Origin of the sequence: Bradyrhizobium erythrophlei, assembly GCF_900142985.1 — a bacterium.
Lineage (GTDB): Bacteria > Pseudomonadota > Alphaproteobacteria > Rhizobiales > Xanthobacteraceae > Bradyrhizobium > Bradyrhizobium erythrophlei_B.
Map to the genome: position 1 here is coordinate 2,629,345 of NZ_LT670849.1, position 14,326 is coordinate 2,643,670.

9 protein-coding genes and 2 pseudogenes are annotated in these 14,326 nt (G+C 54.0%); 7 read left to right on the forward strand and 4 right to left on the reverse strand.

Annotated elements, in window-relative coordinates; translation table 11 throughout:
• Positions 1 to 344: 344 nt before the first annotated feature.
• Positions 345 to 974 carry a neprosin family prolyl endopeptidase gene (locus BUA38_RS37525; protein ID WP_072818135.1) on the forward strand — a complete coding sequence of 210 codons (630 nt, stop codon included), beginning with the start codon at positions 345 to 347 and terminating at the stop codon, positions 972 to 974.
• Positions 975 to 1,321: 347 nt separating this feature from the next.
• Positions 1,322 to 1,819 (forward strand): annotated as a pseudogene (locus BUA38_RS12140) (IS5/IS1182 family transposase); the annotation flags it as partial.
• 614 nt (positions 1,820 to 2,433) lie between these two features.
• On the opposite strand, the gene BUA38_RS12145 reads toward BUA38_RS12140, so the two are convergent.
• From BUA38_RS12145 to BUA38_RS38010, 4 genes and pseudogenes are all read right to left on the reverse strand, one after another.
• Positions 2,434 to 3,309 carry a hypothetical protein gene (locus BUA38_RS12145; protein WP_072818136.1) on the reverse strand — a complete coding sequence of 292 codons (876 nt, stop codon included), beginning with the start codon at positions 3,307 to 3,309 and terminating at the stop codon, positions 2,434 to 2,436.
• Positions 3,310 to 3,631: 322 nt separating this feature from the next.
• Positions 3,632 to 6,931, reverse strand: a complete 3,300-nt coding sequence (locus tag BUA38_RS12150; RefSeq protein ID WP_072818137.1) for an HD domain-containing protein — start codon at positions 6,929 to 6,931, stop codon at positions 3,632 to 3,634.
• A 323-nt stretch (positions 6,932 to 7,254) separates the two neighbouring features.
• Complete coding sequence (locus BUA38_RS38005) at positions 7,255 to 8,094, reverse strand: helicase-related protein (RefSeq protein WP_244553244.1); 840 nt, start codon at positions 8,092 to 8,094, stop codon at positions 7,255 to 7,257.
• 176 nt (positions 8,095 to 8,270) lie between these two features.
• Positions 8,271 to 8,816, reverse strand: a pseudogene (locus BUA38_RS38010) (DEAD/DEAH box helicase); the annotation flags it as partial.
• Between BUA38_RS38010 and BUA38_RS38015 the strand changes: the two are divergent.
• The 5 genes from BUA38_RS38015 (at position 8,739) to BUA38_RS12180 (ending at position 14,003) form a co-directional block, all read left to right on the forward strand.
• Entirely contained in the window at positions 8,739 to 8,996 is a 258-nt protein-coding gene (locus BUA38_RS38015; protein ID WP_244553360.1) for a hypothetical protein, read from the forward strand. The pseudogene BUA38_RS38010 and the gene BUA38_RS38015 sit on opposite strands and share 78 nt — an antisense overlap.
• Positions 8,997 to 9,400: 404 nt before the next feature.
• Positions 9,401 to 10,285, forward strand: a complete 885-nt coding sequence (locus tag BUA38_RS12160) for an HNH endonuclease (protein WP_072818138.1) — start codon at positions 9,401 to 9,403, stop codon at positions 10,283 to 10,285.
• A gap of 348 nt (positions 10,286 to 10,633) precedes the next feature.
• Positions 10,634 to 10,897 carry a hypothetical protein gene (locus BUA38_RS37820; protein ID WP_197685928.1) on the forward strand — a complete coding sequence of 88 codons (264 nt, stop codon included), beginning with the start codon at positions 10,634 to 10,636 and terminating at the stop codon, positions 10,895 to 10,897.
• Positions 10,898 to 10,928: 31 nt separating this feature from the next.
• The gene (locus BUA38_RS12170; RefSeq protein WP_072818140.1) at positions 10,929 to 12,056 is read left to right on the forward strand and encodes an MrcB family domain-containing protein; all 1,128 of its coding nucleotides are present in this window, start codon (positions 10,929 to 10,931) and stop codon (positions 12,054 to 12,056) included.
• Positions 12,057 to 12,740: 684 nt separating this feature from the next.
• Positions 12,741 to 14,003 carry a vanadium-dependent haloperoxidase gene (locus BUA38_RS12180; protein WP_072818142.1) on the forward strand — a complete coding sequence of 421 codons (1,263 nt, stop codon included), beginning with the start codon at positions 12,741 to 12,743 and terminating at the stop codon, positions 14,001 to 14,003.
• Positions 14,004 to 14,326 lie beyond the last annotated feature (323 nt).

The following is a 14,326-nucleotide window of genomic DNA, read 5'->3' on the forward strand; positions in this document are numbered from 1 at the left end:
CACAAACGCCTTCCTTTGGGCAGCCCGTTTGCCCCGATGGGCAAATACCCGTATTCACGCCGCCTGCCAATTCGGCTCTCACCATCCGGCAGAACGGGACGCCGGGTAATCGGCCGTTAAAGGGTAATCCCCTTCTGCAGCCTCAATCATCCACCTCGGTCCCTTCGCCGGGACAGCAAGGCCCGGCCGTGTTCCGCGAGTTCAGCGAGGTGTACGGCGAACGCGCTCGTGTCCCGGAAAAACCGCCCGCTAACCCATCCCCGAATTGCCAGGGTAAGATGGACGATGGGAGTTGCTACTATTACGGCTCTGCGGGCCTTTGGCGAAACGTTACGGGAGGCGGGATGACGACTTCTGTCAACCGCCCCCGTTATGTCGAAACCAAAGGGCAGGGACATTCGCTGAACGAAATCGCCGTTCAAGGAGGAACGAAAGCGGACAACATTGCCGAAGTCGGCTGGATTGTCTCAACCGACTTTAACGGTGACGCTGATCCGCACATTTTCGTGTTTCACTGGGTCGATGGGATCGGCAAAGGCTACGATGGCTACGGCTGGGTCCAGTTCAGCAATCGCTATTATCCAACGCAGAATATCTCCGCACTTGTCGGCCGGGAAATTTACGTCGGGTATGTCCTGTACAAGGGCAATTGGTGGGCCTGGTTCGACGGCGATTGGCTCGGCTACTTCCCAGAATCACTGTGGGGAACCAACTTCGGCACCGCCACACTTGTTCAGTGGTTCGGCGAGGTTGCGACCGACAACGGCGTGCCTCCGCAGATAGAAATGGGTGACGGCAAATTACCGCCGCCACCGACCGCCGCTCATATGTTTAACGTTTGCGATGTTGACGTAACGGCATGGACTTGCTTCGTGCGCAACGACCAGCAGATTTCCCCGCCCGCTGCACCGAAATTCTACAGTATTTCTCAAACTGGTTTTGGCGATCTGCGCTACGGCGGGCCAGGACAATGAATGCCGCTGGCAAGATGGGAATCAAGCCTGAGATATCTCCGCGACCCGACTTGATTGAATTTTATTTTCGAGTTTGGTTGCATCGCCGAAGGCGATCGAAGGCACGCGGCTTCAGGCTGTTGCACCGACTTCCGCAAAGACCGTCGGTCCTGGTAAGCCGACGAACCAGCCTTCAAGAAGCAAGAACGCTCATGTTGTCTGGCTCCCACCGACAACGACTACCCCTCGCCGGTCGTTGAAGTTGTCATGCCAAGCGGCACAAGCCCGACCTCAGCTAGCGGCATCCTGCAAATGGCGCGAGGCGTTCTTCGGCACAATGCCGATAATTTGCGGGACAACAAAATTGCCCCGCGCCTTACGAGTTCGGCGTGAAGGCCTCCATCGTCACCAACAACCGCCGGGCTCCCGGTGGCCTGTTCGTGCTGCACGCCAGGGCGATACCCGATAACCCGTACGACGGTCACACCTTGCGGGACGTCATTGACTGCACCGAGACACTCACCGGCTGTCCGATCGAGCGAGCCTATATCGACAAGGGATACCGCGGCCACGACGCGCAAAATCCCCGCCGCGTCTTCATCTCCGGCCAGAAGCGCGGCGTCTTCGGTGCCATCAAGTGCGAGCCGCGCCGCCGCTCCGCCATCGAGCCCATCATCGAACACCTGAAGGCCGAAGGTCATCTCGGCCGCTGCTACATCAAAGGCCGCGCAGGAAACGCCGCCAACCATCCTCTGGGCCACAACTTCTGCCGCATCCTCGCCTGGCTGAGAGTACTCTGGTGCCTCTTCCTGTTCGCGACATGGGGCACGCTCGCCTGTCCAGCCTCGCTCAATTCGGCTTCTTAACGGACGACATCGTAGTCTTCGCGAGATAAATGTAATGGATTCCGCGGCTAATCCTACTTGGATCCACTGCATATTATCTCGTCAAGGGAATAGCCGCACTTATTCCCGCCGTATGTATTCAGGCGACGAGCAGTGTACGCCGTGCATCTGTCCTTTGCCCAACCCTCGATCGAACTGCCACAATATAAATAGACGTCGTGGGGAGGGCACGCTCGCTCATATTCACCAGCACAGATTCGATAAACGGTCGGAGGAGTCGGAGGAGTTGGGGAAGGAGTAGGAACAGCCGTAGTGGCGATCTGAGGAACAATCTTCGCGATACAATCAGCATATAATCGGTATGCCTCGATCCGATTGCCTTCGGGTATTAGCAAGAGAAATTCGGATGAAGAACGCAAGACTTGTCGGGAGCTCTCGCCCGAGTACAACTTGCTTATCGAATCTATGATATTTGCGCTCAGGCTAATCTTTTGGCTATCGGCGCAAGCCTTCAGCGAGCGATCAAATTCATCCGGCGTCGGCAAAGTTTGTGCGTCGCAAAATCGGTACATCGACAAGGCGATGAAAACGATTGAAAGACCAGTACGTCCGACTTTCATGAGAAAGGTGCTCCGCTAGGGCCCTGATTTACGTCGCCTGCGTGCGACGGGTCTTAACGAAGTACCGTCGTCGTTTGTCTCCGATGAAGAACAAGGATGCATATAGGCTGCACGCGGTCTTCGTCCCAAAAACACCTGAGCGGCCTCCACTAATTGTGACAAGATCAGCATCACGAGCGAGGTACTAAATCCTAAAATAAACGGTAGCAGCAAGATGACTGACTGTTTGGTAACAACACTCAAGTTTGGATCGTAAAATACCGTCGGCTTCCAAACCGCCTTGAGAAATTCCAGAAATTGCGGATATCCGAAGGGCAACGTAAGGACGACACCGAAAAGTGCGCCGAGAGCAATTCTTAGCGACATCAGACGGATATTTGTGAGATCAAATGTGATGTCGTCCTGGATAGAAAGCGCATTCATTCCAATTGACGCAGACGCTCCGATCGCTCCTAAGCTGGCTATCCATACTAAGTAAACCAGAAACAAGACATAGTCCGGGAAATCGACCGCGCCCATAACGAAGACTGCGAAAAAAATCGAGAGGCCAGCTAGGCCCAAAAAATAGAGAGGCAACCACGCGAGCATCCACGGGGTTTCTCCCATCAAGAACTTCCTTCGGAGTGCCGGTGTTAATGCTGAAAAGAGAGCTTGAGTGAATCTACCAACATTATTCCACTCTTCGGCCGTTGGCATCCTTCCTTTCGGATCGAAATACAGACCGAAAAGATCGCCAAAACTTATTGCCGAGTCTGACCCGCTGATGGGTATCGCCTCTTGAAAGAAAAATTCCTGCAACTGCTTGAGACGGCCAACCCGACGACAAAACGTTTCGTCGCCTATCGCGAAAGCGTCACCTGTGGTCAACGAGTCTGGATACGCTTCGACCATGCAATTAGCCCTTGATGCAACAATGTACTGGGCCAAAAAAGTATGCCTAACCATAGGCGCCGTCTAAATCACTTGCAACTCCGGGCTGATAACCTGCGACATCTAATTTGGGCTGAGAGTTCTGCCATCGGCCGAGGGAAACCTTTTCGCAGCTCGAGGCGTTTTCCGAAGAGCAGGGATTCGCGCACCACCTGTTATGGAACATAGGCAACTGGCCGAGAGCCACTCATCATATGAAATTCAAAAAATCTTCGAGCGTTTATCGTTTCGCATCGGCTCACCGATCAAGCAGTGCGCGACCTTCCATTTTTTTTGCTTCGTCTCAGCTTGAGAAATGAGTAGCCCTTCTAAAAATTTCTTCCGCAATCTCTCGGAGAGAAGGAGACGCAATCTGATCTCTGCAGTAGGCTATGAATTGGCGGCGGTCTTCCGGAATTGAAAATCTTTCTATATAAGCGAACGCTTGGAAAACCGCATCGAGCTTATCGAAGTCACGCGCCAAGGCCCCGCATCGATCGGTTCCTAATTCAAACTCCCTCCATCGCGTCGCGATCTCGGTTAGTCGAGATAAATTCTGGTACGTCGCGAGAGTGGCGATTCTTTCTATTGCCGGCCCCTCCTTGGCCTTTGTTGCGCCGTCAGCTGGCGTATAATCACCTATGTAAGCCTCTGCGAGATCATGATAGACGAGCAGTTGCAAGATTTTACTGCGCTCTTCTTCAGTCACCGGTGGCGTAACACAATTGCATAGTAGCTCCGCCAATAGCATGGTTCCGAAAACATGCGAGGCAACCGTTTCAATCACCTCTCCCTTCTCGGAAAATTTTCGTTCGATCCACCCTGCTCGCGGCAACGATTTTAGAGCATACAGCTCAAGTATAGCATCGATGCTCGAATATACCGGCTTGGAGAGGCTGTTGTGGACCATAACCAAAAACGCCCTTAAACGATCACCGAGGTTAATGTCGCTTCCGAGCACTCGAGTTATCAACCCAAGCTCCTCCTCTCGGTCCGCAGTCGCAAGATTGCCTTTCTCGTGGCGGAAGCGAACCAACGAAAAGTAAGTCAGAATGCAAATTCTATCATACTCTTTGCTGGCGCCTTTCAACGCATCGCTGATCCTCTGCCCTAAAATATGTCGTGTTCGAGACCAGCTACCTCCCTTGTCTTCCAACTCTAATTCAACTGTCATGCCGGTGCTTTGATGATCGCGGTAGTATTCGAGATGGAAGCTACGATTGAGACCATCTTCGTAAGGATCGCTCAGAACGTCGGAAATGTAAGAGTCGGTCGCCTCTCTGTTTTGGTTCATTGAGCGGCTAATTTGTAACGATCTCCTCGCCAATCTCCAAAATTTCATCGATTGCTCCTCTTTCGGCATTTCGGTCCGGTCGAGGAGATGAGGCGCGACGTCGTCGAATGCGGCTTGAGCTGCTCGTTTTCCTTTCGCTGATCGGGCACGGCCGAAAAGATAGAGAGCGTACGACAGCCCCGGGGGCTCCAGCTTGCTCAAGATCTTCCGCGCGGCTGCGAGAACGGTTTCCTCTATCCTGGGGTCGCTCAGGAGGTCTTTGACGTTTTTGTTCACGTCGTCAGAAAATACCAGTCCCAGAAAAGCCTTCTCGTCCATTCCGAGCGACCTGAAGGCAGTATCCACTTTATTAAATTCAGCAAGAATATAGACCGTCGCTTGCGCTATAAGGGCCGTCTGAACAACTCGTGGAAAATGTGCGAAAGCTTCTGAATATCGATCTGCCGCTTTTGTCCGTCGTTCAGCTTTCGCGTTTGATTTCGCCAATGCACGGCAATAGGAACGCATTGCTTCGACACAAATCAAATTGAAAGACGGATCTTTGATCCTCCCGTATGTATCGAAATACAGATTTTCCATGGAGCGAAGAACAAAGAGAGTGCCGTTCTCCAGCTTCGTGAACGCGAGTTTTTCAAAATTGTCCAAAAAGATTGAGATGACGAAATGGTTTAGATAGGAGAAGCCCAACCGTTTCAGTGAGGCCAGGATCTCAACTGATGATAACTTTGCCTCAAAGCCGCAGGTCTTCGCCATTCCTGCAATCACGGACTTTGCGCGCTCCTCGTCCCTAATGGAAATCGCCTTGAGGTCGACCACCAAATCAAACGACAAATCAAAGATATATGGCTCCTTGGACGAATCGTTGGCTGTTGTAATTAGTTCGAAGTGATCTCGGCCAAACGCAAAGATGAAGGTCGGCTCGTTTTCAGCAAGGAGTTCCTCAAGCAGATCTAGCAACGGCGGCTCGTCATCGTGGCCGAACAACTCATCCAAAAAAATAACAACGCTACGCTGTGAACCGATCAGATTTGGGGCATCGCGATTGATCCGCTGCAGCAGCGTTGCCTCTAGAGTAGATGACTTCGCTTCCGAGCATACGTTTCTAACATTCAAAAAAACTGTTTCGGGTGACAACGCCATCCGCCGGACGTACAATTGCGTTGCCTTGAGCACAGCACTTTTTCCGCCGCCACCTCGCCCTTGAACGAGGAACCGTCCTTTTCTTACCTTTCCGCAAACTCGAACAGCAAATTCGGAAAATTTCATCGAACCAAGCACCTCGTCAGGCCCACGCGAGGAAGTCTTGCTTAGTTCGAGGTTCGCAAAGCGATCGTCAAAATCAGACGGTTCAAGGGATGTGACAATCCTCTGGCCCGGGTAGTCCGATGAATAATCCGCGCTGTGTACCAAGCTGGCCTTAGCCAACGACGCTTGCTCCGCTCCAAACAGCTTGGGTTGGCGCAATAAGAGCTTCACCGTCTGACGTGCGTTAGCCATTGCCCATTGGCGGATCACACCCTTACCGATGGCATCGTATTCTGCCTTTTCCGACGTCGCCGGATCACTAATGGCGCGTATGGCATAAAATGGGGGTGGCACTTTGAGCGCCAACAGGCCATCTGAGATCAGTCCACTCTCCATGTCCGCCGCTACATAGTTGCGATCAGATCGTCTCAGCACCGACTCCTTGAATTTCTCCGATTTCATCAGCATGTTGCTAATGGCAAACGGCCCCGAGACGATCGCGGGTGCCTCAGCAAGCTTGTTTCTAGATTGCCACGTCCTTAGATTTCGCTTTTCTTCTTCAGTTAACTTCACACTCGACGCTCTAGCGAATGCGAAGAGGCCGTCGATCTTATTCGCTTCTTGAAACGGCACTGAATTTACGATGCTCGAGGCTATAGAGCTAACGGGCGCAGGCTTTCCGCCAGTCAGAATTTCATAGCCTCCTTCGTTGTCGTCCTGCGCAGCAGACCGGTGGTCGATGACATTAAGATGCGTGGGAACCACTACATCTCCCACCTTCGCATCCTTGATCATCCCCGAGATACCGACATTCAGAACAAATTTTGGCGAATACTCCCTAGCGAAGACTACAGCTGCATCCCTTATCCGGGGGCCGATCTCCCCCGCGACGACAAACATCCCCGTACGCCGGTGTCCCCCGTCATCGACATAATCGAAGGCGTGATACGGGAAAGATTCGAGGTTTGGCTGCTCTCTAAGGGGATAGAAGCCGTCGCGGTGAAATATTCGCGCTTCCTCCGTCAGAGCGACCAGAATAAGCACATCAATCGGATCAGTTGCCATTTAGCGCTCAAAAATGTTCAATTGGAAAACCGTGGTGGCACCCAGGAATGAATTTGGGCCCTTATCTTGTACAATTATAGTCACCTACCCAAGGTTGATGCAATCCAACAAACACGAGACCCCGCTCCCCTGGCCACAATGCTGGCAGGCATCTCTCGATCGGGCGCCTCCGTATTCAGAATCAAACTGACCGCATCGGCTTCTAGACAATGGGCGTTGTGAGCTAGGGACTAAAATTGGACACGACCGACGCTTCCGAACGTTCTTCTCCGAACCGGACATCGGAAGCCGACAGAGATGTTTGAGAAATTGCCGTCCGCGCGCTACTCACTGAGCGCCCTATTGACGAATGCGAGCGATCCCTGGCGGTCGATCAAGCGCTGTTGACAAGCATCGCAACACACCACCTTCTGCTGCCGCACTCCGCGATCCGCAAAGACTAGTTCCAACAGCCAAGTCGAAAAGCTCCTGCGTGCAGATCGCTTGGGTCCCGTGAAATACCCAACGAGAGCCTCGCGGAAGCATCCATCGGTCGTCGTTAAGCGTGCCATTCGATCGATTTGCGCGACCTTATGTTTCAAGGCGGCCAAGGCCTCGGCAGGCAACAATTGCGCGTTCCGCACCGCCCGGTCGGCCATAAACTGCAAGAGACGGGTATCGCGCCGCACATTGCTCCGGTCGTGCAACAGCACTGCAACAGAGGCTTTGCCGTCTCGGCCGGCCCGTCCAAATTCTTGCAAATAGTCCTCAATCGAGGACGGATGCTGCCAATGGATGACCATACGAACATTTTTGATGTCGAGTCCCATGCCGAAAGCGCTCGTGCAGATGATCCGATCTACCTCCGGCCGACTTTCTCCGGAAAACCTCTTCAAGAGCTGCTCCCGCTCCCAGGCGCCGCTGAGCTGCGAATGATAGAAAGGCGTTTCCAATCCCTGTTCGCTAAGATGCTTTTGCAGCGCCTCTCCAATCTTACGGGTTGGCACAAAAATCATTACCTTACCTCTATGGGGCATCCGAACACGGCACAGCTGGGCTATCACCCCAGGGCGTTCATCGACTGGCACGCCCCATCGAAGAAGCGCAATGTTGGGCCGGTCGACCCCACGCACGAATACTTCGGCGTCGGGAATCCCGAGCGACTCCAAGATGCGCTCTTGCATCTCCTGTCCGGCGGTTGCCGTGAACGCCAAAACGGGCGGCAAACCCAGAGCCTCGCGAACTTCTTTGAGACGGCCATACTCGGGCCTAAAATCCCTTCCCCATTGGTCAACACAAGGGCCTCGTCTATCACCAGAAACGCGGGGCGAACCGACCGCAGTTGCTCCTGCTCATGGGCGCTCCGAACAAAGAACCGCTCGGGCGCTACGTAAAGTAGCTTGAAAGAATTGCTCGCCAGCAACCGATAGCGAAGCCGTTTCTCATCTGAGCCGATGTCGCTGTTGATGAAGCTGGAAGGAATTTTGCGCCTTAATAATGAGGAGACCTGCTCGCCCATGAGCGCTTTCAGCGGGGAGACAACCACACTGACCCCTCGCCGTAGCACCGCCGGCAACTGAAAGCATAGCGTCTTGCCAAAGCCGGTCGGACTGACGACCAGCAGCGAACGACCCCTCAGAGCAGCTTGGACGACCGGCAGCTGCCCGTCCCGAAAACGATCCAAGTCAAAGAGCCGGAGCGCGGGCCCAAAGTTTTCGCTTTGCTCAGATACCGAACCCTGTCGATCGAGCCAGAGGGCTAGTCTCGCTGCCCAGCGTTCGATGACACGGCGAGCAAGTCCGGCGGAGAGTTTGGGATGATGTGCAGCATGACAGCCATCGCACAGGGTGATCAAATTAGATGGCTCATCGCTGCCGCCGGCAGAGCGTGGGACAAGGTGATGAATGTCGGCTTCATGGGGATCGCACGACCTCCCGCACTCGACGCACCTGAACTCATCGCGTCGAAGAATGCTCTCTCTAACTCTGCGCCAATTCTCTTCAACTGCACCCGTCACGATGATATCGCTTTTGTACGAATAGTTGGATCTCAAGCCGCCCTCTGCAATGGCAACCGATTACCCTGATCGGACGCATCAGCGTTGACTAACGTACGGGTCAGGAAAAAGGAAGTAGCAGGACAGGGATAAGGTCTTGCGACGGTTTGGCGGAGATCGTGGCTCAGGTCACCACTAGTGGTGCGTCTGGCAGTTCCTTCCGCGCTTCGTAAACTAGAAGTTATGGCAGAATTCGGCTAATGGCCTAGAAGCGCACCCAGCAGGTTACCTTCTACGCAGACCAGTCTGATGGCTTGCGGGGCCAACAGCACCCTCCTTGGGGCTAGTAAGCGGCCCTAGCCAGCCATCAATTGCGGGTCTACCAAAAGACGAGCAGACGTCGGAATGCCTATTCAAAGTACTTTGCAAATAGCGTCGATATACTGATATTCTTTGTGAGCACCGTTCTAGGCTTACCTCGCGTTCATCGAAAAATGGGAATACCCCCGAACCTCGCAGCTGAAGTCCTAGCCAAGTGCGGCAGGCATTGCTGCATCTGTCGACGGTTTAGGCCGACCCAACTGCAAGTGCACCACATTGATGAACGGAAAGATGGAGGCGGTGATGATTTCGACAATCTTATTGCGATCTGCATCAGCTGCCACAGTGATGTTCACACAAATACCAAGCTGACGCGGCGCTTCAGCGACGAAGAACTTAAACGCCATCGCGATAACGTCTATCGGCTCGTTGCTGATGGAAAACTGCCGTCCGGCATCGCCGGCTCCGACGATCTCGTTGCAATAACAGCGGCCGTAATCGAAACCTTGCGTTCAAAATCCGGTCAGGAAGTTGCCGATGACAAGGACTTTCCGCTGGAAGCGCTGGATATATTGCTTTGCGCTACGGCCGAAAAGAAGCCCGTGAAGATACTTCGGGAAAATAGCGCTGTAAGCGTTCACGCTGGAAATGGGCACTTCTTGTTCGGCAGTGGCGAAGTCATCACGAATGGTCGACCTACTAGCGTACAGAAGCTCGTCTCGCTAGGGCTCGTCGAAGGTTCGGCGGACGTATTGGAAGTAACATCGAAAGGATACGCGTTCGCCGATGACGTAATGTCCGCCAATCCGAGATATACGATGCTGAAGGCAAAATGCCTCCACTGCAGCCTTCACTTTATTGTCTGCACAGATTTTCCGGAGCGGCACTCTCATGCGACGCTAATTTGTCCCGAGTGCGGGCAGCAACAAGGGGCTTTCCTAATTTGGCATCAGCAGATGTTCGGATTCATATTTCAATCCGTGCCCGGTAGACAGCAGGCTGTTGCTGGAGCTGGTATTGATCTGAAAGCAACGCAGTCTTTTAGAGTTAAAGAGTAGCGACAAGAGTATCCGCGCGGCCTCAACCAGCAACGGGTGATCGAGATTAACGTCCAGCGTGACCGCCCTCACGACTAGCTCTGCCAAGCCGTAAGTGGGGCGGTTCTCCAGTTTAAACTCTCCTTCTATACACGATCCTGAGGACTCGCCAGTTGCCAACCGCAAGATTCGGAGAAACGATCGTCGCCAAGGAGTGCGCCTGCCCGAAGTGCAAGCGTCCACCCACCCTCAAGCGCCTCCCCAACAACTTCAAATGCGCTGATCTTATTTGCGACTTCTGCGGATACTTGGCCCAGGTGAAGGCCGCCACTGTTCGAGACCACAACGTCGTTCCCGAAAGGATTTTAGGTGCGGCGTGAGAACCGCAAAAAGATGGAATGCCGGCTGCGATTTATTTCCCTAAAATACGCGATCTACTATTTGCCGGCCGACGTCGAAGAAGTTGCAATGTTCAAACCTCGCGTGCCGTTGTCGGAAATCGCACGGCGAGCCGGCTGGCGCGGCTTTCTTTACGATTTTAAGGGATCAGCGCAGCTTTTGGTGAGGCTGCGTCGAGCTGCAAATTGGTGCGGCAATACACGCGACATATCGATAAAGCGTCATCTCAAGTGATGTAGCGATCGGTTCGACACTGGGGAACGAGATGCTTGAGCTCGATAAGGTCTTTGAAGAATATCTTCCGAACTCGGAAGAGATGGTTGGAGACGTTAAGACCAGGCGACGGCTCAGCCCCGGACAGGCGCTCGCCGTTGACACCACGATCACAGATGATTTGCCTCGGCTAATCGAGATAATCATTTCTAGCTTTGGACGCGATGTCAAAAGCTACAGGGTCTATGGGTCGGTCGGTCAACTCAACTGGACCCTCGCCTACATCCCATGGGTAGCCGTCCTACGACGGAATATTACCACGTCAACTGAGCGTGGTTACTACGTCGTTTTGCTGTTCAGCCAGGACATGCAGGAATGCTTCCTGTCACTGAACCAGGGGTTCACTCAATTCCGGGAAACCTTTGGCGACAAGATCGGTCAAAAGAAGATCTCGCAAGTTGCTCGACTGGCGGCCGAGGTCCTACAAATCCCTCCGAGCTTTATCGTCGGGCGCCTCGACTTGTCGGCAACCAGACCCTTGGGGAAGGGCTATGAAAACGGTGCGATTGTCAGCCGCCGCTACAGCGTACACGATGATGTTTCCGAGGATCAGTTCCGAGCGGATCTTTCTCAGCTGCTAGAACTATACGACCAGCTAGCAACAAAGCTGGGCACCAATCTATCGGACCATCTCGATCAGCTATCTTCTGACGACTACCAAGAGGCTGCCAACGAAATTGCGACTACTGAGACGGAAAAGTCATTGCCATCGGGCAGTCTGCTGCCCCCCTCGAAAGTTGTCGGGAAAGAAGGAGCAAAGTACAAGCGAAATCCCGAAATGGCGGCTATTGCGATACGGGCCGCCAAGTATCAATGCGAAGTCGACCCATCCCATGGGACTTTTACGTCCCGAAAAACCAAACAACCATTCGTCGAGGCGCACCATCTAATCCCGATGCAACAACAAGACGAATATGAGGTCAGCTTAGATGTGCCTGAAAACATTGTCGCGCTTTGCCCCGGTTGCCATCGGCGATTTCATCACGCCCGATTCGGCGAGCTAAAGGCTTCGCTTGGCCAATTGTTCTCAGCAAGGGAAGGCGCTCTGAAGTCTAGAGACATCGTGTTGGAACTTGCGGGATTGCTAAAGATTTACAAAAGCGACGTTGATGAAGATTAGCACGAGACGTCGGCACTAAGCATCTAGCGGCTCGGGTCCCCCCTGGCGAATTTCGCGACGTTTTTCCAAAGACGCCCCTAGCTATCTCGATACAGGTGAAAATAAATGGCCGATTTGATTGAGCTAGCCGACGATCTAAGGATCTTCTCTCCACCCGAATTTCACAAGCCTTGGATTAGTCGGTGGTTTTTACGGTGCACCCGAAATTAGCGCTTTGCTGCCCACGGGACCCGTCAGCCAAAACCTTGGCGGACGAGAAAAAAATCCCTGAATGATGGTGTGGCCGGTCCATGGGCGATTGTTCGCCAGGGATTGACCCACCCCCAACCCCTCGCGTGCTCTGCCTCTAGTGAATCTTGTCGACCGCGTAACACAGCCACGGTTTCGGCCCCAGCCGCCGCATGTCAGTTTCACTCTGAGGAGCCGACATACGATAGACGTTCGGGCCGGCCGGCTATGGGCCAGAACCAGACTCGCAATGTGAGCTTATTCACATCCCGATCGACCGGGTTGTGCTTTAATGTCAACCGCAAGGTCGTCCGGTCTCTCGGAGAGCAGATGGCGACTTCCTCGATCCAGCGACGCAATTTCAGCTGTCTAACTAGCGGCTCGCCGCTGCGCGCTCGCAGCAGTCCGGCCTTGCGCATTTTCCGTGACATCTGCAACAGCATCTAGGAGGGACATATGCCCCTAAGCCATTTGATTTCCGCCGTCATGTTCGGATCTTGGCTTGCCATTGGCGTTCCCGTCTCGGCAAAGGCCAATGTCATCACCGATTGGGATGAGAAAGCGGTCGCTGTCGTTATGCCAGCTGGGCCTCTCGGCGTGTCACAGCAGATCTACACAGCTCAGCGAATGATGGGAATGGTCCACGCCGCGATGTTTGACGCGGTTAATTCGATTGAGCGGCGCTACGAACCGTATCTGGTGCAGTTGCCCGCGGATCCGGCCACTTCCAAGGAAGCCGCTGCTGCAGCGGCTGCCGCTACAGTACTGGCGACAATTGACGAAAAGACTGCGCGCGAAGTGACGGTCACCCTCGCGACCTATCTCGCATCGATCCCTGATGATGGTAGTGCGAAAGCGGATGGCATCAGGCTCGGCGAAGCAGTCGCTGCCAAGGTGTTAGAAGCCCGGGCAAATGATGATCACAACGCGGTCGATGACTACCGCCCAAGGACCGCGCCAGGCGTATATGTGCCAACCTCCATCACCGCGGCCTCGACCTGGTCGAAAGTGAAGCCGTTTGCCCTGACGACCGCATCCCAATTCCGACCAGATCCGCCAATTTCACTGTCGAGCAGGGAATGGGCAACTGACTACAACGAGATCAAGGACTACGGCCGCCAGACTAATGCCAAGCGTTCGACGCAGCAGACCGAGACCGCACGATTTTGGCTTATGGTCGGCCCACCAGCCTATCATCCATTCGTGCGTCAGCTCGTAACCGCCAAACAGATGAATGTCGGTGACAGCGCGCGGCTTATGGCGCTCGCGGCAATTGGCCTTAACGACGCGCTGATCGCCGTGTTCGATGCCAAGTACCACTATAACTTCTGGCGGCCCATAACTGCGATCCGGAATGGTGATATTGACGACAACGACCTCACGGAACGCGAGGCGACCTGGCAGCCGATTGACAATACGCCAATGCATCCGGAATACCCGTGCGCGCATTGCATCCTCAGCGGCTCCATCGCGGGTGTTATCAAGACAGCGTCAGGAAGCGAGGACATTCCCGAGATCGCGATAACAAGTCCCACCGCACCTGGCGTGACCCACCGCTTTACCAATATGACGGCCTTTACCGATGAGGTCGCGAATGCTCGTATCTGGTCCGGTTTCCATTACCGCTTCTCGACCCGGGTCGGTACGGATATGGGTCTCAAGATCGGTGAATACGTTGTGAAAAACGTGATGCAGCCAGCCCAGACGGCGGGACGTTAGCAACCCTTGCAGCCCGCGGGCGTGATTCCTGTGTCTCGATGGCGAGTGCCACTGCGGACCTCAAAAAAATGAGGCCCGCAGGGAATGATTTCGCGAGATGGAGACAAGCGTCCGCAGTTCTCGCCAAGGCATCCCGCGAAAGGAGCGGTATGCGGACAGCATGCAAATGTCGGGTCGGGTCAGCAGCTGTCACCCGCGCGCTGATGAACAGCTTCGGCTTACCGCCGAAAGCAGCCCATGAAGTCGTTCGGGGCTTTTCTTATTTAATTCCAACTTTTTGCGTGTGAACCAGGGACACCGGTCAACGGGCGCAACGCTGCCGA

Coding starts and splice junctions, on each gene's coding strand:
- BUA38_RS12170 (WP_072818140.1), top strand. CDS start 10,929: ATGCTTGAGCTCGATAAGGTCTTTGAAGAATATCTTCCGAACTCGGAA.
- BUA38_RS12180 (WP_072818142.1), top strand. CDS start 12,741: ATGCCCCTAAGCCATTTGATTTCCGCCGTCATGTTCGGATCTTGGCTT.
- BUA38_RS38015 (WP_244553360.1), top strand. CDS start 8,739: ATGACAGCCATCGCACAGGGTGATCAAATTAGATGGCTCATCGCTGCC.
- BUA38_RS12150 (WP_072818137.1), bottom strand. CDS start 6,931: ATGGCAACTGATCCGATTGATGTGCTTATTCTGGTCGCTCTGACGGAG.
- BUA38_RS37525 (WP_072818135.1), top strand. CDS start 345: ATGACGACTTCTGTCAACCGCCCCCGTTATGTCGAAACCAAAGGGCAG.
- BUA38_RS38005 (WP_244553244.1), bottom strand. CDS start 8,094: ATGCAAGAGCGCATCTTGGAGTCGCTCGGGATTCCCGACGCCGAAGTA.
- BUA38_RS12145 (WP_072818136.1), bottom strand. CDS start 3,309: ATGGTCGAAGCGTATCCAGACTCGTTGACCACAGGTGACGCTTTCGCG.
- BUA38_RS12160 (WP_072818138.1), top strand. CDS start 9,401: ATGGGAATACCCCCGAACCTCGCAGCTGAAGTCCTAGCCAAGTGCGGC.